This is a genomic window from Rhodococcus sp. SBT000017, from assembly GCF_003688915.1.
GTDB lineage: Bacteria > Actinomycetota > Actinomycetes > Mycobacteriales > Mycobacteriaceae > Rhodococcoides.
This window is the reverse complement of record NZ_REFU01000001.1, coordinates 2,860,010-2,883,136: the sequence shown is the minus strand read 5'-3', so window position 1 is coordinate 2,883,136 and position 23,127 is coordinate 2,860,010. Positions and strand designations below refer to the sequence as shown.

Genomic DNA, 23,127 nt, shown 5'->3' with positions numbered 1-23,127 from the left:
TTGGTGGAGTGGACGATACCGCAGTATCGGTACTTTCAGAAGACGAGTGGGTACAGCATGGGGAACTCGGTCCCGGGGAAGGGCGAGTACGTGTGGGACGTAGACAGCCCGGGCGCACTGCAGTTGCCGTCGGGCAGCGTAGTTCGTGGACGCGCCTTGCGTGACCCGATGCCTGACGGACCTTCGCCAGATCTCGGGGTCTACCTGCAGGGCAAGGATCCCGGCGGGTTCGACTGGGACAGTCGATGGGTGCGTTGGCCCGATTTCTGGCTTCCGTCCAGCTCGACAGAACTCGAGGTCGTACTACGAGAGGTACTGCGCCGCTGTATAACCGAGAGAGTCGAGATTGCGTGCACCGGTGGTGTCGGACGCACTGGCACTGCACTGGCGTGTCTCGTCGCGCTCGACGGGGTGCCCGGTAGTGCGGCCATCGACTACGTCCGGCGACAGTACTCGCATCGAGCCACGGAGACGCCCTGGCAGAAGCGCTTTGCGAGGACGTTCGTGAAACCGGGCTCTCTGCTCTGAGCAGAATTGCCGACCCGTCATGGGATCGAGGCCTAGGCTCCGATCATGGGAGAGGTCATACGAATCGATGAACGTCGAGCAGCGCGCGCCGTGGAGCCGTTGTGGCGTGAGGTGGTAGGCCGACGGTTGCGCGAGCGCAGACATGTCCGCGGCGACACTCTGGCCGAGACGGCTGCCCGCGCCGGCATTGCACCGCAATACCTTTCGGAACTCGAACGCGGCCGCAAGGATCCGTCGAGTGAAATCCTCGCGGCCGTCGTCGGTGCACTGGGCACGTCGATGGCGGAGATATCAGGCCTGGCGCATCACGACCTGTCACGCGGCGACGCGACGTTGATGGCGGCCTGACGGCCCTCGAGTACCTGATCGACGACGCCGTACTCACGGGCAGCCGGTGCCGTCAACACCAGATCGCGGTCGGTGTCGTGGCGGAGTTTCTCGACGTCGCGTCCCGTGTGCTTCGCGAGAATTGCTTCCATCTCGGCCCGGACGCGCACGACTTCGTCGGCAGCCAGAATCAGATCGGGGATGGTGCCGCGTCCCTGCGCAGCCGGCTGATGCAACACCACCCTGCTGTGGGTCAGTGCGGAGCGTCGCCCCGGTGCGCCCGCTGCGAGCAGCACCGCACCTGCTGCAACGGCTTGTCCCACACATGTTGTGGCGACGGGTGATCCGATGAACTGCATCGTGTCGTAGATGGCGAGCATGGCAGCGGTATCACCGCCCTCGCAGTTGATGTACATCGAAATTTCCTGGTCGGGGGAGTCGGCCTCCAAGTGCAGTAGCTGCGCGATCATCGCGTTGGCGACCCCTGCGTCGATACCGGTACCGAGGTAGACGATGCGCTCACTGAGCAGGTGCGAATAGACGTCGACGACGCGTTCGCCGCGCGAATCTCGCGTGATGACATTGGGAATCGTGTACGTACTCATCGCGCCAACTCCATTCCGAACGACACTCGTCTCGCAGGCATGACCTGATCGAACGAGTCGACGATCGCGTCGACGAACCCGTACTCGCGGGCAGCCTCGGCGGTGAACCAGCGATCGTGCAGAGAGTCGTCGAAAATCTGCTCGCGTGTTTGCCCGGTGTCGTCGGCGATGAGGCCGAGCACCGTATCTCGGGTATGGCGCAGATCGTTGGCCTGTACTTCCACTTCGACGGCCGACCCACCGATGCCGGCTGACCCCTGATGCATCAGTATTCGCGAATGCGGCAGGGCATACCGCTTTCCGCGCGTGCCCGACGACAGCAGGAATTGACCAGCGCTGCAGGCCAATCCGAGTGCGAGCGTAGACACGTCGCACGGGACGAGTCGCATCACGTCGCGGATGGCGAGCATCGCAGGAACCGACCCTCCCGGTGAGTGAATCCACAGGGCGATGTCGGCGGAGGAATTCTCGGCCGCCAACGTCAGCAGATGAGTGGTGAGGACGGTGCCGTTGTCGTCGTCGAGGGCGCCGTCGAGCACGAGAACCCGATGACGGAGAAGTTGGTTGCGGAGTTCGGGCGGGAACATTCGAGGCGATTCGCTCATGATTCGAGTGTGAATCCGAATACTGTTGCACGCCAGTGGTTCTGCTGTGGGCAGCGAGTCTGCTCACAGCTTCGTTGTGCCCAGGGTGACAATGGTGAGATGACTGCACTCGAGTTCTCCGAATCCGTCGTCGTCGCTGCGTCGGTCGACGACGTGTACGCCGTTGTCTCCGACGTCACCCGAACGGGCGAATGGAGCCCGATCTGCCAGGAGTGCTGGTGGAACGAACCCGACGGCGGTGGCGTCGGATCGACGTTCACCGGCCGCAACGTGGTCCCGGGTCGCACGTGGGAGACCGTGTCGACGGTTGCTGCAGCCGAACCGGGCCGTGAATTCGGGTGGGTGGTGGGCGACAATTTCGTTCGCTGGGGCTACACCCTGGAGTCGGTGGACGGTGGCACACGCCTAACCGAGAACTGGAACTTCCTGCCCGACGGCATCGCCCACTTCCACCGCAAGTTCGGCGACGACGCGCAGAAGGAAATCGACACTCGTAGCCAGGCAGCACTCGATGGCATCCCGCGGACCCTGGCGGCAATCAAGCGAATCGTGGAAGCCGACTCCTGACCGCAGGGGTCGGGCGTTTGCGAAAGCCGCCGCCCTCGGTACCACCCGGATTCTGTCGGTTCGGTTCACCATCGGTGGCCAGGCGATACGTGGGCGCATCGGCCTTATGGGGGTCGGGCGAAAGCCCTCGCCAGAGCAAGTGACACCACTAGGCCTTGACGTGACACCATTGTGGTGTCACTCTTGATGCATGGAACTCGGCCAGTACGTCAACGACCTCCAACGCCGGTTGGTCGAGTCGGCAGCAACCGGAGACGAGAACACTCGCGCCGCTGCTGAACGACTCGTCGACGGGATGGATGCGGCAACGCGTCTGGTGATGCTCGACGTGCTGTCGGCCGCGGTCGGTGACATCAACCGCGACCTTGCCCCTGGTTCCGTGGACATCAGGCTCCGCGGACGTGAGATCGAATTCGTCGTGGCGGCACCTGTCTCGGAACCGGAAGATGACGAACAAACCCCTCCCAGCATCGAACTCGACGACACGAGCACATCCCGCACCACTCTTCGGCTGCCGGATGCGCTCAAATCACGTGTGGACGAGGCCGCGGCATCGGACGGGATGTCGGTGAACACCTGGTTGGTGCGAGCCGTCGCTGCTGCACTTCAACCCAAACAACGCCGTGCTGCGCAACGCACGGTTCGCACCGGCGATAATTTCGCCGGCTGGGCGCGCTGATCGCCCTCTCTTCCAAAGCTTTCCAGTAGCCCTGCACTGAGCAGGGTTTCACAACCATGCCCACAGGGAGGCACTGCCATGCCCGAATTCGCTACCCCGACGCCGATAGACCTGGCCATCGATCTGCAGGTCGGGAGCATCGAAGTCGTTGCGACAGAACGTGTCGACACGCTCGTCACCATCGCGCCCACCAACGCGTCGAAAGCTGTCGACCGCAAGGGGGCAGAGAACACCAAGGTCGACTTCGACGGTGAACGCCTGACCGTCGTCGGCCCCAAGGCGCGCATCAGCTTCTTCGGACCGACAGAGTCCGTCGAGTTGAAAGTCGAATTGCCGCAGGGATCTCGACTCACTGCGGAGATTGCAGCCGGCAGCCTACGCACCAAGGGCGATCTCGGTGCCGTGCGGATCAAGAGTTCGATGGGCCCGGTCGAACTCGACACCACCGGGGACCTGTGGGTGCGGGCGGGCCACGGCAACGCGACCGTCGGCACTGTGTTGGGCAATCTGGACATGACCGCCGACCATGGGCAGATTCGGATCGGCACCGTCGTCGGCGACGCCGCGCTCAAGGCGTCGCACGGCTCGATCATGTTGCGGGAGTCGGGCACCGATCTCGACGCCAAGCTCTCTTACGGTGATCTCGATGTCGAGAGATCACTCGGGGGAGTGAGTGCGAAGACCGCCTACGGCAGCATCACCGTCCACGAAGTCAGTAGTGGTGCAATCCAAGTCGAGAGCGGATACGGCCAGATCACCCTGGGTGTGCGACGCGGCGTGCCCGCGTGGCTCGATCTGTCGTCGAAAGACGGGCACGTTCGCAACGAACTCACGCCCGAAAGCGCACCGGACGAAACAGAAGAGAGCGTGACTGTTCGCGCTCGAACGCGATACGGCGACATTGCGATCCGTCATACACCGCAGAGCTGAAAGCGAGGCACAGGCAATGAGAATATCCGCAATCGATGTCCGCGGACTGCGAAAGTCCTATGGCGACAAACGTGTACTCGACGGCGTCGACCTCACCGTCGACGCCGGCACAGTCACCGCCCTGCTCGGCTCCAACGGGGCAGGCAAGACCACGATTGTCCATATTCTGTCCACTCTCGTTCGGCCGGAGAGCGGTTCGGTAACAGTAGCTGGCTGCGACGTCGTCAATGATCCCGGCGGCGTTCGTGCAGCAATCGGTCTCACCGGGCAGTTCTCCGCGGTGGACAACCTCCTGACCGGTGAGGAAAACCTGATGCTGATGGCAAGACTGCGTCATCTCGGATCGCGCTCCAAGCCGCGCGTGGCAGAACTGCTCGAGCAGTTCGATCTCGTCGGGGCCGGGCGAAAGCCGTTGTCCACGTACTCGGGTGGTATGCGGCGGCGGCTCGATCTTGCGATGACTCTCGTCGCACCGCCACGCGTCATCTTCCTCGACGAGCCGACCACCGGTCTCGACCCACGGAGCCGACGCACCATGTGGGACATCGTCCGATCCCTGGTGGCCGACGGCACCACGGTGCTGCTCACGACCCAATACCTCGACGAGGCAGACGAACTCGCCGACAGAATAGCCGTGCTGAACGACGGCCGGATCGTCGCCGACGGCACCCCGGACGAGCTGAAACGTCGCATGCCCGGCGGTCACATCCGTCTTCGCTTCGCCGACGCAGCAGCGCTCGGCAACGCAACCAGAGCCTTCGACGGCGCGGTGGTCGACACTGACGGCCTGGCGCTGTCGGTACCGACCGACGGAAGCGTCGACACCCTGCAGACCGTGTTGGCCCGGCTCGATACGGCGGGCGTTGCGGCCGAGGATCTGAGCATTCACACCCCTGATCTCGACGACGTGTTCATGGCACTGACAGGCCGGACCGACAACAAGGAGGCATCGTGACCACAGCGATGACGTACACAGTGGGCGACTCGATCACGATGCTGCGCCGAAGTCTTCTGCACATCGTGCGGTATCCAGGTCTGACGATATTCGTCATCGGAGCACCGGTGGTGTTCCTGATGTTGTTCGTCTTCGTGTTCGGAGGGACGCTCGGGGCAGGGCTTCCTGGTGTGAACCCGGAAGGTGGACGGGCCGCTTATCTGCCTTACGTGATGCCGGGCATCCTCGCCATGACGATCGCAGGCACCGCCGGTGGGACGGCGACCACCGTCGCAATGGACATGACCGAAGGCATCACCGCGCGGTTCCGAACGATGGCGATCTCGCGGGCTGCGGTTCTCGCCGGCCACGTCCTCGGCAATACCGTGCAGGCCGTACTCGGAGTGGTGGTCGTACTGGCAGTAGGAATCGCTGTGGGCTTTCGGCCGAATACGAGCCCTGTGCAATGGATTTCGGTGTCGGCAATGGTGATTCTGATCGCCTTCGCCATCAGTTGGCTGGCCGTGGCGATGGGAATGGCGTCGAAGTCGGTCGAGACCGCGAGCAACCTGCCGATGTTGTTGCTGCTGTTGCCATTTCTGGGCAGCGGGTTCGTCCCGACCGACACGATGCCGTCAGGACTGCGATGGTTCGCCGACTACCAACCGTTCACACCGTTCGTCGAAACCCTGCGTGGACTGTTGACAGGGGAGCCGCTGGGCGCGAATCTGCCACTCGCACTGGGATGGTGCGCGGTGATCACGGTGATCGGATATGCCTGGTCGATGGCGATCTACGAGAAGAAGTTGGTGCGCTGAGGCCGTCGGACATCGGAGGTTGGGTGTCGGCGTCGCAAACGCGCGCGCATTCGTCAGGTGCGCGCGATTCAGCTAGCGAACAGGTGACCAATTCGCGAGCGTCTGGCAAACGCGCGCGCGTTTGCGGGCCGGGGGTTGGACGCGCGATCGGGGTAGACGGTGCGGCGCTGCCACTCACACCACCGCCGTGGGTCTGCTCGACGCGACGGCCGGCGTCGGGGTGTGCTCCGAAGACAGACGAGTGAGGATCTCGACCGCAGACGTGATGTCGGGAAGCGAGCGCGTGAAGGGTATGCGCTGACGATCGTCGAAGGCGTAGCCCGTTCCGAATCGCAGTCCGGGTGCCAGCAGTAGTCCCTGCGACTGGGCGTCGGCGACGAGATCGCTGGATCGAATGCCGTCGGGTAGGGAACACCACAACGCCAGACCACCGTTCGGTACTCGAAAGTGCCAGTCCGGCAGATGATCACGCATCAATGCGACGGTGTGGTCTCGGGCGATTCTCGACGCCTCCGCGCGTACCCGACGGACCTCGTCGTATCGGCTCAGCAATTCGGTAGCGGCCAGCTGATCGAGAATGGAGACCGAAAGTTGGCGTCGCGCATAGGTTGCAGCGATTCTCGCCACCAGACCTGCCTCGGCCCGAACCCAGCCGACCCGCAACCCTCCCCACACCGTCTTGCTCGTGGACCCGATCGTCACCGTCGCCACATCCGGGGTTGCCGCCCCAAAGGGTTCGATGTCGGGTGACCCGTCGAGAGACAGGTCCGCTGCTACCTCGTCGACGATGGTCAGTACGGCATGGCGATGCATGGTGGCGGACAGCTGCCGGCGAGTGTGAAGGGGGAGTCGCGCACCGGATGGATTGGAGAAGTCGGGCATGAAATACGCAAGCGTAGGTGCACTCTGGCGTGCGGCCCTGTCTGCTGCAGCCACGAACTCGTCGGTGTTGTCGGGATCGATCGGCACCGGGATGCAACGACCACCGAGAGAGTGAACGAGTTCGACGACACCCGGATACGTGGGGTGCTCCACCAACACGCGGGCCCCGGGCTCGGTGAACGTGGCCAACACCGCGTGGATGGCGTCGGTGGCACCGGAGGTGATGAGGATGTTGTCTGCGGTGGTCGGTACGCCACGCCCTCGGTAGTACGCGGCAATGGATTCGCGGAGCTCGAACAGGCCGGACGGGGCATATCCGCCCAAGGTGAAACGGTCTCGAATCTTCTCTGCCGCAACACCGTACGCCTCGGACAGCAGGGGCGAGGCGGAGGGCGACGCGTTGACGAATTCCAGATTCGCAGTCTCCCGGTCGCCGGCCAGCGAACCCCACGACGGCATCGAACCAGTCGGGGAAACGAAGGTGCCGGAGCCTCGCTGGGCGCTGATCCACCCGCCCTCGCGCAGATGCCGGTACGCCGATGCCACCGTGACTCGACTGACGTCCAAGCTGATCGACAGCGCGCGCTCCGCAGGCAGTCGCGTCTGGGCCGAGACCTCACCGTTCTCGATGAGCCGTCGCAATTCGTCGGCGATCTCGAGGTAGAGCGGACCGCCGGATCGGTTCCGCAACGTCGATGGGTCGATCCGTGCGGCCAGATCCGCGGCCGAGATCGCAGAGGCGTCTAACGAGTCCATGCATGCCACTCTCGCACACTGGACTGCGCGATTCCGGGTGAAAGCAGTCCATTGTTGGTCCATGATCGCAATTGGAGCTGTATTGGTCCTGTCCGTCATGGGCGCAGGGTGGACTGTGGTCGCACTGCGCGAAGGTGGAAGAAGCGCGCCCGCCGGGCCGCCGCGGAGTCGAATCGACGTCGACTGATCCGTCTGTACTTCGACAAACGCGCGCGCATTCGTCAGAGGCGTTCGGATTCGCCATCGATCCGGGCCTAGTTCGCGCGCACCTGGCAAACGCGCGCGCATTTGCGGGATCCGGGGGCGGCGGGAGTTCAGGGGCGGCGGCGGGATCCGGGGGCGGCGGCGGGATCCGCGGGCGTATGGGAGCGAGGGGGCGGAGAGCAGTGGAGCAGGGGAGTGCTGTGGACGTCGAGGTCAGTTGTCGCCGGTGATGGAATCGATGAACGGCGTCAACAGCAGCGCGATGTCGTCTGCGGCAGCGGCGATGTCGTCGGGCGGCTCGGGGATGTAGCTCAGGGCCAAGCGCACGATTGCCTTGCTGGCGATGTCGGCGTGTCGTGGACTCGCGCCGACCCAGCCGTGTTGGAGTGTTTCTGCGAGACGGTCGCCCGCGCGCTCGATGAGCACGGCACTGTCGGTGGTGATGAGTCGGAGCAGATCCTCTGGCGCGTCGTCTCCGTGCAGCGATCGCACAAGCGGATCGAGCACGCTCAATTCGAAGAACGCGGAGAAGCCCTGCTGCAGTGCTGCACGAGCATCATTTGGATGTTGGTACAACGCAGAACCGCACAGGTCCACGAACATGTCCGTCAGTCTGATCGCGTATCCCTGTGCGACTCCGCGCCGCGAACCGAACTCGTTGTACAGGCTCTGTCGGCTCAAGCCCGCGGCCTTGGCGATGTGGCTCATGGTGACGGTGCGCCAGGTGCGCGCGTGCAACAGTTCACGCAGGGCATCGAGCGCGGTGTCGCGTGCGAGGGTGGAGGCAGCCACGCGGTATCGACCGGGGGTCGACGTCTGTTCGGCTGCGGGCATGAGCACGACTCTATCGAACGACGGCCTGTGGACCGTCCAACCAGGCCTCCGTCAATTGATCACGTTGGACGGGACTACCGGTCGCGATCGCCGCCCTGACCTGCCTGATGTCCTTCGGGTATCCCACTCCGATTGCCCCGACGAGGCGGCCGTCACGCAGCGCACATGCGGTGAAGTGGCGGTCGGCAACAGAGCCGCGAGCCACCACGTACTCGTCGGTCGCACGGGTCCAACCGGCGAACTGGAGGTTGACGCCGTGTTGGGTGGACCACCCCCACGGGACATCGAGATCGCCGGGTTCCACACCCATCATCGAGCGGGCAGCCCGGGCGGCCTGATCCAGTGCGCCGTTCCAGTGTTCGCTGCGATACGTGCCGCCGAGGAGTCGATTGGGTACCTCTGCCACGTCGCCCGCCGCGTAGACGTTCGGTGTGGAGGTACGCATCCCCGCGTCGACAAGAACGCCGGATCCGATCTCGAGGCCCATGCCTGCGCCGAGTTCGACGTTGGGCACCGAGCCGACGGAGACCAGCACAGTGCCGGCGGACCACGAACGACCGTCCGCGGCGGTCACGAGAGATGTTCCGTCGCCTTGCTCGGTGAGGTCGGTGACGGCGACGTCGGTGTGGAACGCGATCCCGTTGTCTGCGTGCAGGTCGACGTACATCTGCGAGACCGCGGCCGGAGCGATCCGGTTGAGCGGTGCCGCTGCTGCCTCGAGGACGGTGACCTCGGCTCCGAGGGACCGCGCAGCTGCGGCTGCCTCGCATCCGATCAGGCCGCCGCCGATCACCAGGAGTGATCGGGTGCGCAGAATGTCGGCGTGCAGCGGCTCGACATCGGCGGCACCGCGGAGGGTGAACACGTGGCCCGGGAGATCGAGTTGCCGTGCCCGAGAGCCGGTTGCCAAAAGCAGCGCGTCGTACGGAACCGGGTCGCCGTCGTCGAGCAGCACAGTCGAATCGGCGACGCCGACAGCCGTGACACCCGAGCGTACGTCGACGCCGTCGATGGCCGAGCCGAGCTGCACTTGCTCGATCGACTTGGTTCCGGTCAGCAACTCCTTGGACACCGTCGGGCGGCGGTACGGCGCAGCGTGTTCACTGCCGATCATCGTGATGGACCCGGTGAAACCCTCGGCGCGTAGAACTTTGGCCGCGGTGTACCCGGTTGCACCCGAACCGATGATCGCGATCGCGTGCGGAGCGGACGTACTCACCCGCGCTCGACCTCGACCATCTCGAAATCCGCCTTGGCAGCGCCACAATCGGGGCACGACCAGTCGTCGGGGATGTCGTCCCAGCGCGTGCCGGGCTCGATCCCGTCTTCGGGCCAGCCCAGTTCCTCGTCGTATTCGAATCCACACTGAACGCAGCGGTAGAGCTTCATGCCTTACTCCTGAAGTCGATTTTCTCGCGGACACCGCAATCGGGGCACGGCCAGTCGTCGGGTACCTCGGACCACGCTGTGCCGGCCGGAAAGCCCTCGCGCGGAGCGCCGTTGGTCTCGTCGTAGACGAACTCGCACACCGGGCACTCGAAGGCGGCCATCACTTGGCTCCGTGCTGGGCGAGGATCTTCTCCCGCTTGGACGGCTGAATGTTGACCTTTGTGATGTCGCCGTCGTAGTGGTCGAGAACGCGGTGGTCCATCACCTTGCGCCACACGGGCGGGAAGTACGCCAGCGAGATCATGCTCGCGTATCCGCTCGGCAGGTTCGGTGCCCCGTCCATGCTGCGCAGAGTCTGGTAGCGGCGAGTGGGGTTGGCATGGTGATCACTGTGTCGCTGAAGGTGATACAGGAAGATGTTGGTCACGATGTGATCGGAGTTCCAGCTGTGCTCGGGGGTGCACCGCTCGTAGCGGCCGTTCTCCTTCTTCTGACGCTGCAGGCCGTAATGCTCGAGGTAGTTGACCGTCTCGAGCAGCGAGAAGCCGTAGATGGCCTGAATCACCAGGAACGGCAGCACGATCGGACCGAACACCGCGACGAGCACCGCGTAGAGAACGACGGACATCAGCCACGCGTTGAGTACGTCGTTCTGAATGCTCCACGTGCTTTTGCCCAATCGCTCCATGCGAGTCTTCTCGAGCTCCCACGACGACTTCAGGCTGCCCCAGACACTGCGAGGGAGAAAGGCCCAGAAGCTCTCGCCGAACTTCGAGCTCGCCGGATCCTCGGGTGTGGCGACGCGAACATGGTGGCCGCGATTGTGCTCGATGTAGAAGTGGCCGTAGAACGTCTGTGCCAGTGTGATTTTCGACAGCCAGCGCTCGAGGCTGTCCTTCTTGTGACCGAGCTCGTGCGCGGTGTTGATGCCGACGCCGCCCATCACGCCGATGCTGATGGCCAGACCGATCTTCGAGATCAGCCCCAGCCCTCCGTCGATCCCGAGCCACGACAGGTTGTCGGCCGACCAGAGGTAGCAGGCGAACACCAAGCTCGCGAGCTGGAACGGAATGTACGCGTACGTGCAGTAGCGGTAGTACTTGTCTTCCTCGAGCGCCTTCATCACCTCGTCGGGTGGGTTGTCGCCGTCCGGGCCGAAGAACCGGTCCAGGATCGGGAGCAGTCCGTAGACGAGCAGCGCGCCGATCCACCACCAGACCGGAGCCACTGCGTTCCAGCCGAGCTGATTGAAAGCCCAGACCAGGCCGGTGGCCAGGAACACCGCCGTGGGCGGAATCAACCCCATCAGCCAGAGGTAGCGCTTTCGGTCGTGCCATTCGGCAACCGGTGCCTGCGCATGGTTGTCCACATTCGATGCGGTCATCGTCACTCCTTGTGTAAGGCCGATCACTATGGATTGGACAATACACCAGATTTGTCACCTCGGTGGACAAATCTGCAAATTTGTACAAACGAGCACGGGAATGTGGCTGCGCCCACAGCGCCACCGTTTGGACAGATCCAGCTGCTACCTTCCGACTCGCTGTGGCCGGTCACAAACGGCTGCAGCGCACGTAGGTCCGTCTGTATCCCGTCGGGGGTACTTCACAACAGGAGTAGCTATGGACGTATTCATCGCCAAGATCATCGCCGAGGTCATCATTCAGCTGGTCAGCAGCGGAAGCGCCGAGAGCGGCGCCACCGCGGTGAGCGCAATCCTCGGGTCCTGAGTTCGACGGCTGCGCCGGTACGAGACCGGTGCAGCCCGCCCGAAAGTCGTGTCGCGGTGAGGGGACGTCGTTTGTAGTCTTAGCCGCAACGAAAGGGTGCCCATCCAGCCATGAGCTACGACAACGACTCCCCGCACGGCGACCGTCGCAGCTCTCGTGGTCGCAGCAGACGTCGTCGTTCCAAGAAGACCGGTCGACGCCTCCTGCTCGGTTTCGGTGTGTTCGTCGTCGTTGCGCTCGGACTCGGTACGTGGCTGGCTTACACAGCCAACACCGCATACACCAACCTCGATCAGGCTCGCGACTACGCACAGGCGGCGAAAAGTGCTCTGCTGGAGGGGGATACGCAGACTGCGGAGACTTCCGTGGACGACGCAGTGCGTACCTCGACCCAGGCGAAGGACGCCACCGATTCGCTGATCTGGCAGGCGGCTGCCGCGATTCCGTACGTGGGCCAACCGCTGGATGTCGTCTCGCAGATCACCGACGTCGTCAACGGGCTGACCGTGGATGTATTGACTCCATCGGTCGAGGTGGGGGCCACACTCGATCCGAGTCGGCTGCGCGGGCCCGACGGTGCCATCGACATCGTCGCCCTGCGCACCGCTTCGCCCGCGCTGTCGCAGGCCGCCGCCGCAGCGGACGTACTCGACGCACAATCCCGGGCGATCGAAGAACCGACCTTCGTCGCTCAGGTCGGCGACGCTCGAACTCAGCTGCAGGATCAGACCCATGAGCTCACGACCCTGTTGACCAACACCGACATCGCCGCCAAGGTGCTCCCGGCGATGCTCGGTGCCGACGGACCTCGCAGTTACTTCATGGCGTTTCAGACACTGTCGGAATCGCGGGGAACCGGCGGGCTGATCGGTGGCGTCAGTATCGTGCGGGCTGCGGACGGACGAATCGGCGTGGACAGCCTGGCAAGCAACGACGAGCTCCGAATCCCCTACGACGCCATCGATCTCGGTCCGGACTTCTTCAACACTTACGAGAGTCGCTTCCAGCCCACTCGGAATTGGCAGAACAGCAACGTCAGCCCGCACTTCCCGTACGCCGGGCGAATCTGGCAGTCGATGTGGGAGCAGGAAACCGGTGAACGTGTCGACGGCGCTCTGGCCACCGATCCCGTTGCCCTCGGCTACATCCTCGATGTCGTCGGTCCCATCACGATGGGTGACGGTGAGGTGATCGACGGATCGAACGTCGTCCGGATCACCCAGTCCGACGCGTACTTCCGTTTCGAGGACGACAACACCGCGCGCAAGGCCTACCTGCAGGACATCGCCGCCCGGGTGGTCGCGAAGATGCAGGGCAACATCGGATCTCCCAGTGCGCTGCTCGAAGCACTCGGCAAGGCCGCCAGTGAAGGCCACATCTCCGTATGGAGTGCGGACCCGGCGCTGCAAGCGATCCTGGGTCCGACCAAGATCGGCCACGAAGTGCCCGACAGCCCAGAACCGTACGCCGCGGTGGTGGTGAACAACGGTGCAGGAGGCAAGCTCGACTACTACCTGCAGCGCAAGGTCACCTACTCCGCACAGTCCTGCGACGGCCCGACGCGGAGCACCCGCGTCGTCGCCGAGATCACCAACAGTGCTCCGCTGCAGGACTACACCACCTACATCGCCGGCAGACAGAACGACTCCACCCGATACGACGGACCCCCGGGAACCAACCGATCGGTGGTGGCGCTGTACGCAACTCAGGGCGCGACCTTGACGAACGCCACCATCAACGGAACTCCCCTGTTTCTGCTGACTGCTGCCGAGCGGGGCCATCCGGTGTTCTACGTGCCCGTCGTCATCGAGCCGGGGCAGACCACGACCGTCGAGTACAACCTCGTCGAACCGACCGTCGCCGGCGAGGCGCAAGCGCCGGTTCAGCCGCAATCGGCCCCGGCACCGACCGAAGTGGACTTCCCCGACTGCAACTGATTCCCCGTGTCACCCGTAGGGCAGAATCCCCGGCGTGCGAAGAACTCGACTGTGGATCGCCGGGGCACTCGGGTTGGCGCTCGTCGCCGCACTGGTGGCAGGACCACTGAAGAAGCCGGCGCTGACGATCCATAACGCGCACTGTTTCGGGTGGAGCGTCAACGACACCGGTCCCCGGTTGGTGACGCTGGGAGACTCGATGGCGCAAGGCAATTTACGCGTCGACTGGGGAATTCACGGCAACACGTCGTGGTACTCGTACCTCGTGTGCGGAGACGATGCTTCTGCGGCCGACGGTGCCAACTTGGGAATCAACGGCGCAACGACGACGCAGATCCTCGCCCGAACCGACGAAGCACTGGCAGCGAACCCCGACATCCTCGTCGTCAACGGCGGCACCAACGACCTCGCCCGATCGGTACCGCTGCCCCGGATCATCGAGAACCTACGCACGATCCTGGACCGGGTACGCGACGTCGACACGGTGGTGATCGCCACGGTTCCGTCGTCGCGGAAGGTCAGCGCCGACGAGCTCAACGACGAAATTCGAGCACTGGCCGCCGAGCGCGACATACCCGTCGCAGAATTCGCGCCACTGCTCGATCGACCCGGAGCCACCTTCGACGGTGTGCACCCCACTGCGCGAACGGCTGCCGAGATGGCAGACGAGGTTGCGGCGGTGGCCGGGATGGGACACCTGTAGATCGCGAACTCGCACTCGTACATATGTTCGATTTGGAGTAGTATTTCCGTCGGCGGGGTTGGGAGGGAAGCCCGACTCCGCCGCCGAATCCGTGAACAGCTCCAGCGACGTGGACGGTGATCCGATGAACGACGTGCTGCACAAGGTAGAAGAGCTCAGGGTGCTCGTCGCCGAACTCGAGGCTCTGGACAGACAGCGCGTCGAGATGGGCGATCGGTTGGTGGATCTGGAGCACTACTTTCGAATGGCCGGGTGCCCCGAACTGTCCCAGCAAGCGCTGGACGTGTTCATGGTTGTCTACGCCGGACGAGTACTCGAGCTGGCGGACGGCATGCGAGGCTGACCACGCTGGAGAATTCTGTTCTTCGCGAACCAACCGGTTTTATCTGTGGTTGACTTGTGAATCCAAGTCGGGACACTAGGAAAGCTGCTCTAGACCTGTGAACAGTCTTCGCCAATGGTGGTCGCTCCCGGTCGATTACGGGTGGAACGTAGCGTATGCACGATCTCAGCAAGCGCTGAAGATCACCAAGAATCTGATCGGCATCTGGTGTTTGACGTACGCGGTTGCAGCGGCGATCGCATTGGCGATTCCCATTGTCGGCCACAGCACTCCAGGACGATGGGTGAACCGTCCCGGGTTTGATGCCGCTTCGTTCTTTGTGAAGGATGAAGTACATGGCGAAGCAGTACCCGGCCGAGCAACGTGAGCGTGCGGTGAAGATGGTCCTCGACCACCTCCACGAGTACAACTCCGTGTACGGCGCGTGCAAAGCGATCGGACCGAAATTGGGCGTCGGCGCGGAGTCGCTCCGGCTCTGGACACGCCAGGCTCAGATCGATGCCAACCAAGCCCCCGGAGCAACAACCGAGGAGCAGCAACGCATCAAGGAACTCGAACGTGAAAATCGAGATCTCAAGGAAGCCAACGAGATCCTGAAGTCGGCATCGATTTTCTTCGCGAGGGAGCTCGACCCTCGCCGCCGCAAATAGTCCAGTTCATCGATCAGATGCGTGCACAAAATTACCGGGTCGAGTCGATCTGCCGCGTGCTTACCGAGCACGGCGTGCAGGTCGCCCCACGCACGTACCGCAACTGGAAAACCGCACCACCATCGGCTCGCACTGTCTCCGACGCCTACCTCACCGCCGCTCTCCGCGACACGGTCGGCGAACCGGAAGAGCTCTACGGTCGCCGCAAGATGTACCGGCACCTGCGCAGGAAGGGCCATCACGCCGCTGCCTGCACGATCGACCGCCTGATGGGTGACGAGGGTATGTCCGGCGTCGTCCGAGGCAAACGGCACCGCACCACGATCCAGGGCGGCAAGAACGCCACACGGGCTCCTGACCTGCTCGACCGTGACTTCACGTCCGAGGCCCCGAATCGGAAGTGGGTCACCGACTTCACGTACATCAGAACATGGGCCGGGTTCGTCTACGTCGCGTTCGTCATCGACTGCTTCTCCCGAGCGATCGTCGGGTGGCACGCCTCGACGGTCAAAGACACAGCGATGGTCACCACGGCGCTGAAGATGGCACTGTGGCGACGAGATCACGGGGGACACCGCGTCGGCTCGGGGCTCATTCATCACAGCGACGCGGGCAGTCAATACACGTCGATCGCGTTCGCGGAAACGCTTGTGCTCGAGGGCATTGCAGCATCGATCGGCAGTGTCGGGGATGCCTACGACAATGCGTTGGCGGAGAGCACAATTGGGTTGTTCAAGACCGAGGCGGTATCGAAGAGGAGTCCGTTCCTGAACGGTCCGATGAAGACCATCGACGATGTCGAGTTCGCCACGATGGGATGGGTCGACTGGTTCAACCAACGCCGCCTGCACAGCACCCTCGACTACCTCACACCGGACGAATTCGAGGAGGTCTACTACAGTCAAGAATCGGCACTCCGCCCGGAGATGTTGCAAGCGTAGGAGCGGCAAGAAACCCGGGACGGTTCAGGGCGCTGTGGTTCACCATCGTGACCACCGTCCCTGTGGGGGTCGCTTGGCTGATCGGCGGGTGGCCGAGTTGGCGCATCTCCTTTGCCTTCGTGCTGTACGCGGACGTCGTGCTGGCGGCGGTTTTGCTTACTTTCGATTCACCGTCCGTGGTGGTTCCCTTGGCTGCGTTGTTCACGGTGATGGGCAGTTACGTCGTGGGGTTCCACGGCCCGAAGTTGTTCACGGCCCATCACATCTTCGCTTTCGTCACCGTTGCTGCCCTGTATACGTCGGCGATGGTGAACGACCCGGCACAGCGGCTGCAGACCAATCTCTACCTCGTGATGCTGATACTGGTGATGTTCTCCGCTCCACTGATCTGTCATTCCTTCCTTATGCTGCTGCGTCGCGACGCAACGGGCGCGTTCTACGACCCCCTCACCGGGATGCAGAACCGACGGGGGTTCGATGCATCGATAGGCAATTTGCAACTCCGACCGGCGCCGGACGCGACACTGAGCGTCGTGGTGATCGACATCGACAACTTCAAGGCGGTCAACGACCGTTTCGGCCATCAACACGGAGACATCGTCATCCGATTGACCGCGAGTCGCATCCTGGACATGTTCCCAGCACCGGCTGTCGCCGTCCGTCTCGGCGGTGAAGAATTCGCGGTCGTATGCCTCGAAAATTCGGAGGCGGTGAAGGAACGATCAGAACTGTTGCGAATCCTGTTGTGCAACGAAACCGACCGGTCGCCGCTGACTGCATCGATAGGCGTCGCCCACGCAGTTGTCGATTCTCGCAACATCATGGACCGTATCGACAACCTGCTCGGTCGCGCGGACAAGGCCATGTACCAGGCGAAGAGGTTGGGCGGGGACCGCGTTGCCGTGAGCGACGAATCCACCGAGGACGTCCCGATCGACGACCGTCCGTGATCTGTCAGCGCGAACCTGATGTCTCACCAGCCGCACAGATAGCAACGAGTCATGTAACGATTGACGCTCACACAGTCACGGGCCGCCACTCGCCGCGACGGATGGGGAGCACGAGTACATGGAGATACAGGATTACTTGAAGATCCTGAAGGCACGATGGGTGATCATCGCCGTCACCGTGATGGTGGCCGTCCTGGGAGCGCTGGGCGTATCTCTGCTGACGAAGCCTCTCTACCAGGCGACGGCCAAGATGTTCGTGTCGGCAACCGGCGGCTCCACCGTCGGCGAGGCATACCAGAACAATCTGTTCTCGCAGCAGCGCGTTGCGTCCTACTCCGAATTGGTCACCGGTGAAGCACTCGCCGAGCGAGTACTCGGGGTGCTGCCACTCGACCTCACACCGGCTGAACTGGCAGAGAAGGTCGAGGCCAATTCGACCCCCGACACAGTGTTGTTCGACATCACCGCTAGCGACGCTTCCCCGACGATCGCTCGGGACATCGCCAACGCGATGGCGGCTGAGCTCATTGACCAGGTGCGGGAACTCGAAACGCCCGCTGACGGTGGTACTCCCGCAGCCGGGGTCAAAACGGTTCAGCTCGCCGGTGTGTCGGAAACCCCGGTTTCTCCGAAAACTTTACGAAATTTGGCAGTCGGAGCGGGAGTGGGATTGTTAATCGGGATTGCCCTCGCAGTGTTGCGAGATCGACTCGACAACACGGTGAAGGACCGACGCGACATCGAAGCTGTCTTCGGTAGAACTCAGGTAGGCAGCATTCCCTTCGACAAGAGGCGTACAGAACATCCGGCGATCGAATTTCACGATCCTGGGCAGTCACCGAGTGCCGAGGCGTTTCGAGAACTGCGCACCAACCTGCAGTTTCTCGCAGTCGACAATCCGCCACGAGTCGTTGTTGTGACAAGCGCAATTCCAAGTGAAGGCAAATCAACGACGGCGGTGAACCTGGCGCTGGCAATGGCAGAGGCCGGCCACCATGTCGCGTTGGTCGAGGGTGATTTGAGGCGCCCTCGGATCTCGAACTACCTCGGGGTACTCGGGTCGGTCGGTCTCAGTACGGTGCTCGCTGGGCAAGCAGACTTGAACGATGTGATGCAGCCGACGAAGTACGAGGGACTCGAAGTGTTGGCGTCGGGCCAGTTGCCGCCGAATCCCTCCGAACTTCTGGGCTCGGAGGCATCCAGGTCGCTTTTGGATCAGCTTCGCAGACGGTTCGACTACGTGATCGTCGACGGTGCGCCGTTGCTGCCGGTCACCGACTCGGCCGTACTCACCACACACACGGACGGAGCTCTGATAGTGACCCGCTACGGTCACACAAAGTCCCACGAGTTGGACAGAGCAATCAAGAATCTCGAGGCCATCGGAGCCCGAGTGCTGGGTGTGGTGCTGGTCATGACTCCGACAAAAAAAGGGGATGCGTACAGCTACTCATACAGTTACAACGCCGACTCGAACCGGCCGCGCGTTGATCTCGCTCGGGCACCCTCACGTGCACCGCACACCGACAAGCGGCCTCGCAGTACCGCAACCAAGGCCGCGGGCAAGAAGTGGCCGGAGACAGCTCAGTAACGGTCGTTGCCGCCGTTGTTCGACAGTGGCGTAGGTCGAAGTTCCGCCTACCCGCAGTGAATACGTGGAAACCGAAGACGACGGCGTCGACCGAGTTCCGCGATGGAACCGGTCGACGCCGCCGATCGAGGTGTGAACTGCTACGCCACCTCTGCCGCAATCGCGGACCGGGTGCCGACGTCGAAGACCGGGTTGGTCAGGTGCACGTCGAGGGTGTTGCCAGGACCGGCGATGATCGCGTTGAGCACCGAGGTGAACGCGCCACAGTCCTCGAACTGCGGAATCGTGTAGGTGCCCGTGACATGTGAGTCGGTCTGGTTGTTCTGGATCAGGTCGATCGCATCCAGCGAACCGGACAGGTTGGCGGTGGTTTCGGCGGTGACGCAGTTGCTACCCGCCGGGATCAGGTCGACTGCGGCCGATCCGGCCGAACCGGTGTCGATCCCCAACGGCTTCACCGAATCGATGCGAATCTTGAAGCTCTGCTCGACGTCGAGATCCAACGTGGGTGCCTCGGCGGGTCCACCCTGGACGAGGGTGCCGGAGACCGGGGTTGCGTCGACGATCGAGATGGTGAAGTTGGCCAGCGTCGCGGGTCCGAGTTTCAGATCGGCCGACGCCTGCGGGAGGGCGAGCGAACCGGTCACGGTTCCACCGACCAGGTCGACATCGGTCACCAAGTCGGTGGTGGGGAACACCACCGGCTGACCGGTCTTGGCGATGATCGTCGTCGTGTCTGCCTGGAACGTGATGGGAAGGGTGTCGGCAGCATTGGCCGGGGCGGCGACGAGCGTGCCCAGAGCGATGCTCGATGCCAGAGCCGTCATCGTGACGACGGTCTTGTTGCGGATCTTCACGTGTTCTCCTTGTCGAGAATGGGTGGTGCGGAACGAGATGGGACGGGAGGAGTCAGGACAGGGTGAAGGCGGGGTTGGGCTGGACCGACAGGCTGTTGACGGTGCAGTTGCCGGACATCGGCTGGTTCGTCGCGGTGAGCGTGTTGGTCATGTTGTCGAACGATCCGGCCAGCGTGGCGGGGCCGCAGTTGTAGCCGACCAACGAGAAGCCCACGTTCGAGACCTCTCCGGTGGTGGCGCTGGTGGGGGTGAGAGTCCAGGGCAGGTTCTTCAGCTGGGGCAGGCCGCACAGACGGTTGGAACCGCTGATCTGGGCGTCGGTGATCGATGCCGAGGAGCCGTCGGCACTGGTGGTGCCGGACAGTGAGATGGAACAACTCACCGGCACTCCGAACGAAGCGGGTGTGCTCACGACGATCGTGCCGGGTGCCGTGAAAGCGGTGCCGGCAGGGGAGATGGTGGCGGCACCGGCGCTGGCGGCACCGAGCGTCGCTCCGGCGATGGCAAGAGCGGCAATTGCGGCGGAGAGCGTGCGAGAGCGGGTCGGCGGGTTGAGCGTCATCGATCGATCCTCCAAGTCGGAAAGCGGCTTCGGACCCCCGCGAGGGTCCGGCGGTGCCGGTGTTCCGGCAACCGGGAGGGACGTTAGGGCGACGAAACTTCTGCAGAAATTGCTTCGAGGCAAGTCTGTGACAAGTCACAATCCGGTCGGTATGTTTGTTGTATGCAGTGGTAATGGAATCCGGCGGACGTCTCGGAAATGCACTGCGACATCGGCTTTCGGACCGCTTTCGTGACGACCGTGGGCCATTCGTTCCGAGGGTTAGAGGCGGCCCCGCTGTTACCGTTGCGTTATACAAAGTTACCCAAACGAGATAGTTGTGATTGCGTCGATGACACCTCCGACGGCGAGCATGGGAGAGGCGAAGACAAGAGCATGCTCGACAGGTTTGGAAATGGATGTGCCCCCGCGTGACGGGGGTCCTTTTTTCGTGTCAAACTTCAGGTGTGACGTTCGCGCTGGCCGAAGCAGGATCTGCAGTCGACACGGACACGGGAGAGCTGACGGTGCATCCGTATTTCGCCCCGGTCTGTCGACTGGACAACGGCGCGCTCGCAGCGATCGAAGTTCAACTTCGCGGTCCCGAGAACGGTCCGCTCGCCTCGGCTGACGCGCTCAAGCGTGCAGCCAGAGCAATGGACGCCAAGCGCGAACTCGACGCTCTCGCGTGGGGTGTGGCTCGAATCAACCAGTCGGTGCGGTTGCCGATGCTCGTCTCCATGGACGTCGACTCCCTGGCCGCACTCGATTCCGCCACCGAAGAACAATTGCGCCGAGACATCGTGGTCGTCACCGAAGCGGCACTCGTCGACAGTCCGGCCCGTACCCTCGCAGCGATCGACAAGGCCAGGCGCGACGGCAAAGTGGTGGCCGTCGACGACGTCGGTCGTCGGCCGCAGTCGATGACTCTGCTGCCGCTCATCGAACCCGACGTGATCATCCTCGCCGGATCGATGGTGTCCCGGCGCCCCGATCTGGCCACTGCGCGGACCGCTCATGCCGTCTCGGCGCAGGTCGAACGAACCGGCGCGGTTGTGGTGGCCAGCGGAGTCGACACTGCACTCCATCGCACCCGCGCACTCGGACTCGGAGCGACCTACGGGGTGGGCGAGTTGTATCCGGCGGCGGAAACGACGGAGGAGCTTCCTGCCGATGCGGCCGAGGTGATGCCCCCGTTCCCGACCTGGAGCACACCTGCTGTCGCCGCCGAATCGCCGTACGCCATCGCGTCCGCGGGCAAGACCGCCACCCGTATCACCAAGCGTCTGCTGGTGGCGATGAGTACGTCCCTGGAGATGCAGGCCGCGGCCGCTGGTCCGGAAACGTTGGTGCTCGGCACTTTTCAGCGGGCGGAACACTTCACCGCGACCACCCGCGGGCGGTGGGTCTCGATGGCCGAGCAAATCTCGTACGCCGGCGTCTACGGCGTGGGCATGGGTTACGTGCAAGAGGGCGGCATCATGCACGCGCCCCTCGATCCGACGGATCCGCTCGTGGAGGAGTGGAACGTGGTGGTGCTCGGCCCGCACTTCTGTGGGGTGCTCGCGGCGATCGATCTGCACCGCGGCGAGGTCGACGCCGACCGCGAGTTCGATTACGTGATGTCGTACGATCGCGCAACCGTAGTGCGTTGTGCCCGAGCAATTCTGGCCCGCTTCTGAGCCCTTCGCCGAGGGCGACGAACGACGATGTTTCGGGTAGCCGCGTCAGGGCATACGGCACTCAAGCGATTGTGTAGTCCGGACTGCTCCATCGCCTAGGCCCCGCACGTTGAAAAAACAGCGTGTGGGGCCAAACCTTTTCGGCTACCCAGCCGATGCCCAACGCACGTGGTCGAGTGCCACCTCGCGAAGTTTGCGATTGGTGCGCTGTGACTGCTCGGCGAGCATGTCGAATGCCGCCTGCGGCCCGATGCGATGCAACGACATCAAGATCCCTTTGGCCTGCTCGATGGGTGCACGGTTGTCGAGAGCCTTCTGCACATCGTTCGGCTCGAAGCTGCGAAGAGCCTGACCTGCATCCATGCGCACTATTGTCACCCGAGGCGGAACGCCCCAGGTCAGACACTCGCAGACGCGCCGAAAACGCGTCGAACAGAGCTGTTGGCGTGACCTGATTCGTAGCGATCCGTTACTGTCCCGTGATCAGGCGGCAGGGTTGGCCAGCGGACGCCCGATGAGAAACTCGAGTGTGCGGTACGCGTCCGTGCGACGGCCGTTGCTCGCGTTGTCGTGATACGCAGCACCGGCGACCACCACTCCCACCGGAATGCGACCCGATTCGATATCGCGAGCCGTCTGCTCGGCGCAGTCCCGCAGCACCGGGCAGTCGGCGCACAAGCGCCAAGCCTTTTCTGCGCGCTTACGTCCGTGGCGGGGGAGTTGCTGCGAGTCGTAGGCATCCATATCGTCGATGCACGCACCCTTGAGGCGCCAGACCTGGTCATCCGTCATCGTCGTGATCCGTTTCGCGTCGTGCCGATCGTTCCACGACCTTTGTTCCCCGTCACGTGGTACTCGAAACACAAGTCCGAGTGAAAAACTCACCGGACTTGAGCGAAAAGCCCGGAGGCTCGGATCGGGGGTATTACCGATCCGGCTACAGGAGAGCGGCGAACCGGGGTGCCGCGACGAGATCCCGGGGACGGGTGGCCCCCTGGACCCGCATCATCAGTCGGATTCGATCCTGCACGAACAACAGCTGCGCCTCGAGAGGACTGCGCATGATCTGTGCGTCGAACCTGTCGCCGAACGACGGGCCCGCGCTCGTCACCAGAAGTGCCATGTCGATGTCTCCTGTCGGGTG

28 protein-coding genes are annotated in these 23,127 nt (G+C 63.3%); 15 read left to right on the top strand and 13 right to left on the bottom strand.

What is annotated here, in order from left to right; all coding sequences use genetic code 11:
- Window positions 1-57: 57 nt before the first annotated feature.
- Entirely contained in the window at window positions 58-528 is a 471-nt protein-coding gene (locus AYK61_RS13340; protein ID WP_121871108.1) for a protein-tyrosine phosphatase family protein, read from the top strand.
- Window positions 529-573: 45 nt separating this feature from the next.
- Complete coding sequence (locus tag AYK61_RS13335; protein ID WP_259468045.1) at window positions 574-876, top strand: helix-turn-helix domain-containing protein; 303 nt, start codon at window positions 574-576, stop codon at window positions 874-876.
- Here the strand turns inward: AYK61_RS13335 and AYK61_RS13330 are convergent.
- Both AYK61_RS13330 and AYK61_RS13325 read right to left on the bottom strand, forming a co-directional pair.
- Complete coding sequence (locus tag AYK61_RS13330; protein ID WP_121871107.1) at window positions 834-1,460, bottom strand: ClpP family protease; 627 nt, start codon at window positions 1,458-1,460, stop codon at window positions 834-836. The genes AYK61_RS13335 and AYK61_RS13330 overlap by 43 nt on opposite strands.
- The gene (locus tag AYK61_RS13325; RefSeq protein WP_121871106.1) at window positions 1,457-2,065 is read right to left on the bottom strand and encodes a ClpP family protease; all 609 of its coding nucleotides are present in this window, start codon (window positions 2,063-2,065) and stop codon (window positions 1,457-1,459) included. Before AYK61_RS13325 ends, AYK61_RS13330 begins: the two co-directional genes overlap by 4 nt.
- A 99-nt stretch (window positions 2,066-2,164) precedes the next feature.
- Here AYK61_RS13325 and AYK61_RS13320 point away from each other — a divergent pair, with 99 nt between their 5' ends.
- The 5 genes from AYK61_RS13320 to AYK61_RS13300 all read left to right on the top strand — a co-directional run bounded on the left by AYK61_RS13320 (window position 2,165) and on the right by AYK61_RS13300 (window position 5,993).
- Window positions 2,165-2,632, top strand: a complete 468-nt coding sequence (locus tag AYK61_RS13320) for an SRPBCC family protein (protein WP_121871105.1) — start codon at window positions 2,165-2,167, stop codon at window positions 2,630-2,632.
- 190 nt (window positions 2,633-2,822) lie between these two features.
- Window positions 2,823-3,311: a histidine kinase gene (locus tag AYK61_RS13315; protein WP_121871104.1), complete on the top strand. Its 489-nt coding sequence runs from the start codon at window positions 2,823-2,825 to the stop codon at window positions 3,309-3,311.
- A gap of 78 nt (window positions 3,312-3,389) precedes the next feature.
- Window positions 3,390-4,241 carry a DUF4097 family beta strand repeat-containing protein gene (locus tag AYK61_RS13310; RefSeq protein WP_121871103.1) on the top strand — a complete coding sequence of 284 codons (852 nt, stop codon included), beginning with the start codon at window positions 3,390-3,392 and terminating at the stop codon, window positions 4,239-4,241.
- Between the two features lie 16 nt (window positions 4,242-4,257).
- On the top strand, window positions 4,258-5,196 hold the full coding sequence (locus tag AYK61_RS13305; RefSeq protein WP_121871102.1) for an ATP-binding cassette domain-containing protein: 939 nt from the start codon (window positions 4,258-4,260) through the stop codon (window positions 5,194-5,196).
- 8 nt (window positions 5,197-5,204) lie between these two features.
- Window positions 5,205-5,993 carry an ABC transporter permease gene (locus tag AYK61_RS13300; RefSeq protein ID WP_121872724.1) on the top strand — a complete coding sequence of 263 codons (789 nt, stop codon included), beginning with the start codon at window positions 5,205-5,207 and terminating at the stop codon, window positions 5,991-5,993.
- 174 nt (window positions 5,994-6,167) lie between these two features.
- Here the strand turns inward: AYK61_RS13300 and AYK61_RS13295 are convergent, their stop codons facing one another.
- Window positions 6,168-7,631, bottom strand: coding sequence for a PLP-dependent aminotransferase family protein (locus tag AYK61_RS13295; protein WP_121871101.1), 1,464 nt, complete (start codon window positions 7,629-7,631; stop codon window positions 6,168-6,170).
- Window positions 7,632-7,692: 61 nt separating this feature from the next.
- On the opposite strand from AYK61_RS13295, the gene AYK61_RS27860 reads away from it, so the two are divergent.
- Window positions 7,693-7,818 (top strand): hypothetical protein, encoded by a 126-nt coding sequence (locus tag AYK61_RS27860; RefSeq protein ID WP_259468044.1) that lies wholly within the window; start codon window positions 7,693-7,695, stop codon window positions 7,816-7,818.
- A 230-nt stretch (window positions 7,819-8,048) separates the two neighbouring features.
- Here the strand turns inward: AYK61_RS27860 and AYK61_RS13290 are convergent, their stop codons facing one another.
- Genes AYK61_RS13290 through AYK61_RS13275 form a run of 5 tightly spaced genes read right to left on the bottom strand, consistent with a single transcriptional unit; the run spans window position 8,049 to window position 11,442 of the window.
- Window positions 8,049-8,669 (bottom strand): TetR/AcrR family transcriptional regulator, encoded by a 621-nt coding sequence (locus AYK61_RS13290; protein WP_121871100.1) that lies wholly within the window; start codon window positions 8,667-8,669, stop codon window positions 8,049-8,051.
- 10 nt (window positions 8,670-8,679) lie between these two features.
- Entirely contained in the window at window positions 8,680-9,888 is a 1,209-nt protein-coding gene (locus AYK61_RS13285) for an NAD(P)/FAD-dependent oxidoreductase (protein WP_183130265.1), read from the bottom strand.
- Complete coding sequence (locus AYK61_RS27315) at window positions 9,885-10,058, bottom strand: rubredoxin (RefSeq protein ID WP_027495558.1); 174 nt, start codon at window positions 10,056-10,058, stop codon at window positions 9,885-9,887. Before AYK61_RS27315 ends, AYK61_RS13285 begins: the two co-directional genes overlap by 4 nt.
- A complete protein-coding gene (locus AYK61_RS13280; RefSeq protein WP_037193905.1) occupies window positions 10,055-10,219 on the bottom strand; it encodes a rubredoxin in 165 nt (54 codons plus the stop codon). Before AYK61_RS13280 ends, AYK61_RS27315 begins: the two co-directional genes overlap by 4 nt.
- On the bottom strand, window positions 10,219-11,442 hold the full coding sequence (locus AYK61_RS13275; RefSeq protein ID WP_121872723.1) for an alkane 1-monooxygenase: 1,224 nt from the start codon (window positions 11,440-11,442) through the stop codon (window positions 10,219-10,221). Before AYK61_RS13275 ends, AYK61_RS13280 begins: the two co-directional genes overlap by 1 nt.
- A gap of 456 nt (window positions 11,443-11,898) precedes the next feature.
- Here AYK61_RS13275 and AYK61_RS13270 point away from each other — a divergent pair, with 456 nt between their 5' ends.
- The 6 genes from AYK61_RS13270 to AYK61_RS13245 all read left to right on the top strand — a co-directional run bounded on the left by AYK61_RS13270 (window position 11,899) and on the right by AYK61_RS13245 (window position 18,903).
- Complete coding sequence (locus AYK61_RS13270) at window positions 11,899-13,725, top strand: DUF4012 domain-containing protein (RefSeq protein WP_121871098.1); 1,827 nt, start codon at window positions 11,899-11,901, stop codon at window positions 13,723-13,725.
- 34 nt (window positions 13,726-13,759) lie between these two features.
- Entirely contained in the window at window positions 13,760-14,428 is a 669-nt protein-coding gene (locus AYK61_RS13265) for an SGNH/GDSL hydrolase family protein (RefSeq protein WP_183130264.1), read from the top strand.
- Between the two features lie 124 nt (window positions 14,429-14,552).
- A complete protein-coding gene (locus AYK61_RS13260) occupies window positions 14,553-14,771 on the top strand; it encodes a hypothetical protein (RefSeq protein WP_147458317.1) in 219 nt (72 codons plus the stop codon).
- Between the two features lie 335 nt (window positions 14,772-15,106).
- A protein-coding gene (locus AYK61_RS13255; RefSeq protein WP_121872722.1) for an IS3 family transposase occupies window positions 15,107-16,362 on the top strand; the annotation gives its coding sequence in 2 pieces (ribosomal slippage) (window positions 15,107-15,380 and window positions 15,380-16,362; 1,257 coding nt in all).
- A 47-nt stretch (window positions 16,363-16,409) separates the two neighbouring features.
- Window positions 16,410-17,312 (top strand): GGDEF domain-containing protein, encoded by a 903-nt coding sequence (locus AYK61_RS13250; RefSeq protein ID WP_183130263.1) that lies wholly within the window; start codon window positions 16,410-16,412, stop codon window positions 17,310-17,312.
- 118 nt (window positions 17,313-17,430) lie between these two features.
- Window positions 17,431-18,903 carry a polysaccharide biosynthesis tyrosine autokinase gene (locus AYK61_RS13245; RefSeq protein WP_121871094.1) on the top strand — a complete coding sequence of 491 codons (1,473 nt, stop codon included), beginning with the start codon at window positions 17,431-17,433 and terminating at the stop codon, window positions 18,901-18,903.
- Window positions 18,904-19,043: 140 nt separating this feature from the next.
- Here the strand turns inward: AYK61_RS13245 and AYK61_RS13240 are convergent, their stop codons facing one another.
- Window positions 19,044-19,760: a hypothetical protein gene (locus AYK61_RS13240; protein WP_121871093.1), complete on the bottom strand. Its 717-nt coding sequence runs from the start codon at window positions 19,758-19,760 to the stop codon at window positions 19,044-19,046.
- 52 nt (window positions 19,761-19,812) lie between these two features.
- Window positions 19,813-20,322, bottom strand: coding sequence for an alkane oxidation protein activator PraA (gene praA / locus AYK61_RS13235; protein ID WP_121871092.1), 510 nt, complete (start codon window positions 20,320-20,322; stop codon window positions 19,813-19,815).
- A gap of 446 nt (window positions 20,323-20,768) precedes the next feature.
- On the opposite strand from praA, the gene AYK61_RS13230 reads away from it, so the two are divergent.
- Window positions 20,769-21,983 (top strand): EAL domain-containing protein, encoded by a 1,215-nt coding sequence (locus AYK61_RS13230; RefSeq protein WP_121871091.1) that lies wholly within the window; start codon window positions 20,769-20,771, stop codon window positions 21,981-21,983.
- Window positions 21,984-22,127: 144 nt separating this feature from the next.
- Here the strand turns inward: AYK61_RS13230 and AYK61_RS13225 are convergent, their stop codons facing one another.
- The 3 genes from AYK61_RS13225 to AYK61_RS13215 all read right to left on the bottom strand — a co-directional run bounded on the left by AYK61_RS13225 (window position 22,128) and on the right by AYK61_RS13215 (window position 23,106).
- Window positions 22,128-22,346 carry an ANTAR domain-containing protein gene (locus AYK61_RS13225; protein ID WP_121871090.1) on the bottom strand — a complete coding sequence of 73 codons (219 nt, stop codon included), beginning with the start codon at window positions 22,344-22,346 and terminating at the stop codon, window positions 22,128-22,130.
- 120 nt (window positions 22,347-22,466) lie between these two features.
- Window positions 22,467-22,775, bottom strand: a complete 309-nt coding sequence (locus tag AYK61_RS13220; protein WP_121871089.1) for a WhiB family transcriptional regulator — start codon at window positions 22,773-22,775, stop codon at window positions 22,467-22,469.
- A 145-nt stretch (window positions 22,776-22,920) separates the two neighbouring features.
- Window positions 22,921-23,106, bottom strand: coding sequence for a hypothetical protein (locus AYK61_RS13215; RefSeq protein WP_121871088.1), 186 nt, complete (start codon window positions 23,104-23,106; stop codon window positions 22,921-22,923).
- Window positions 23,107-23,127: the final 21 nt, after the last annotated feature.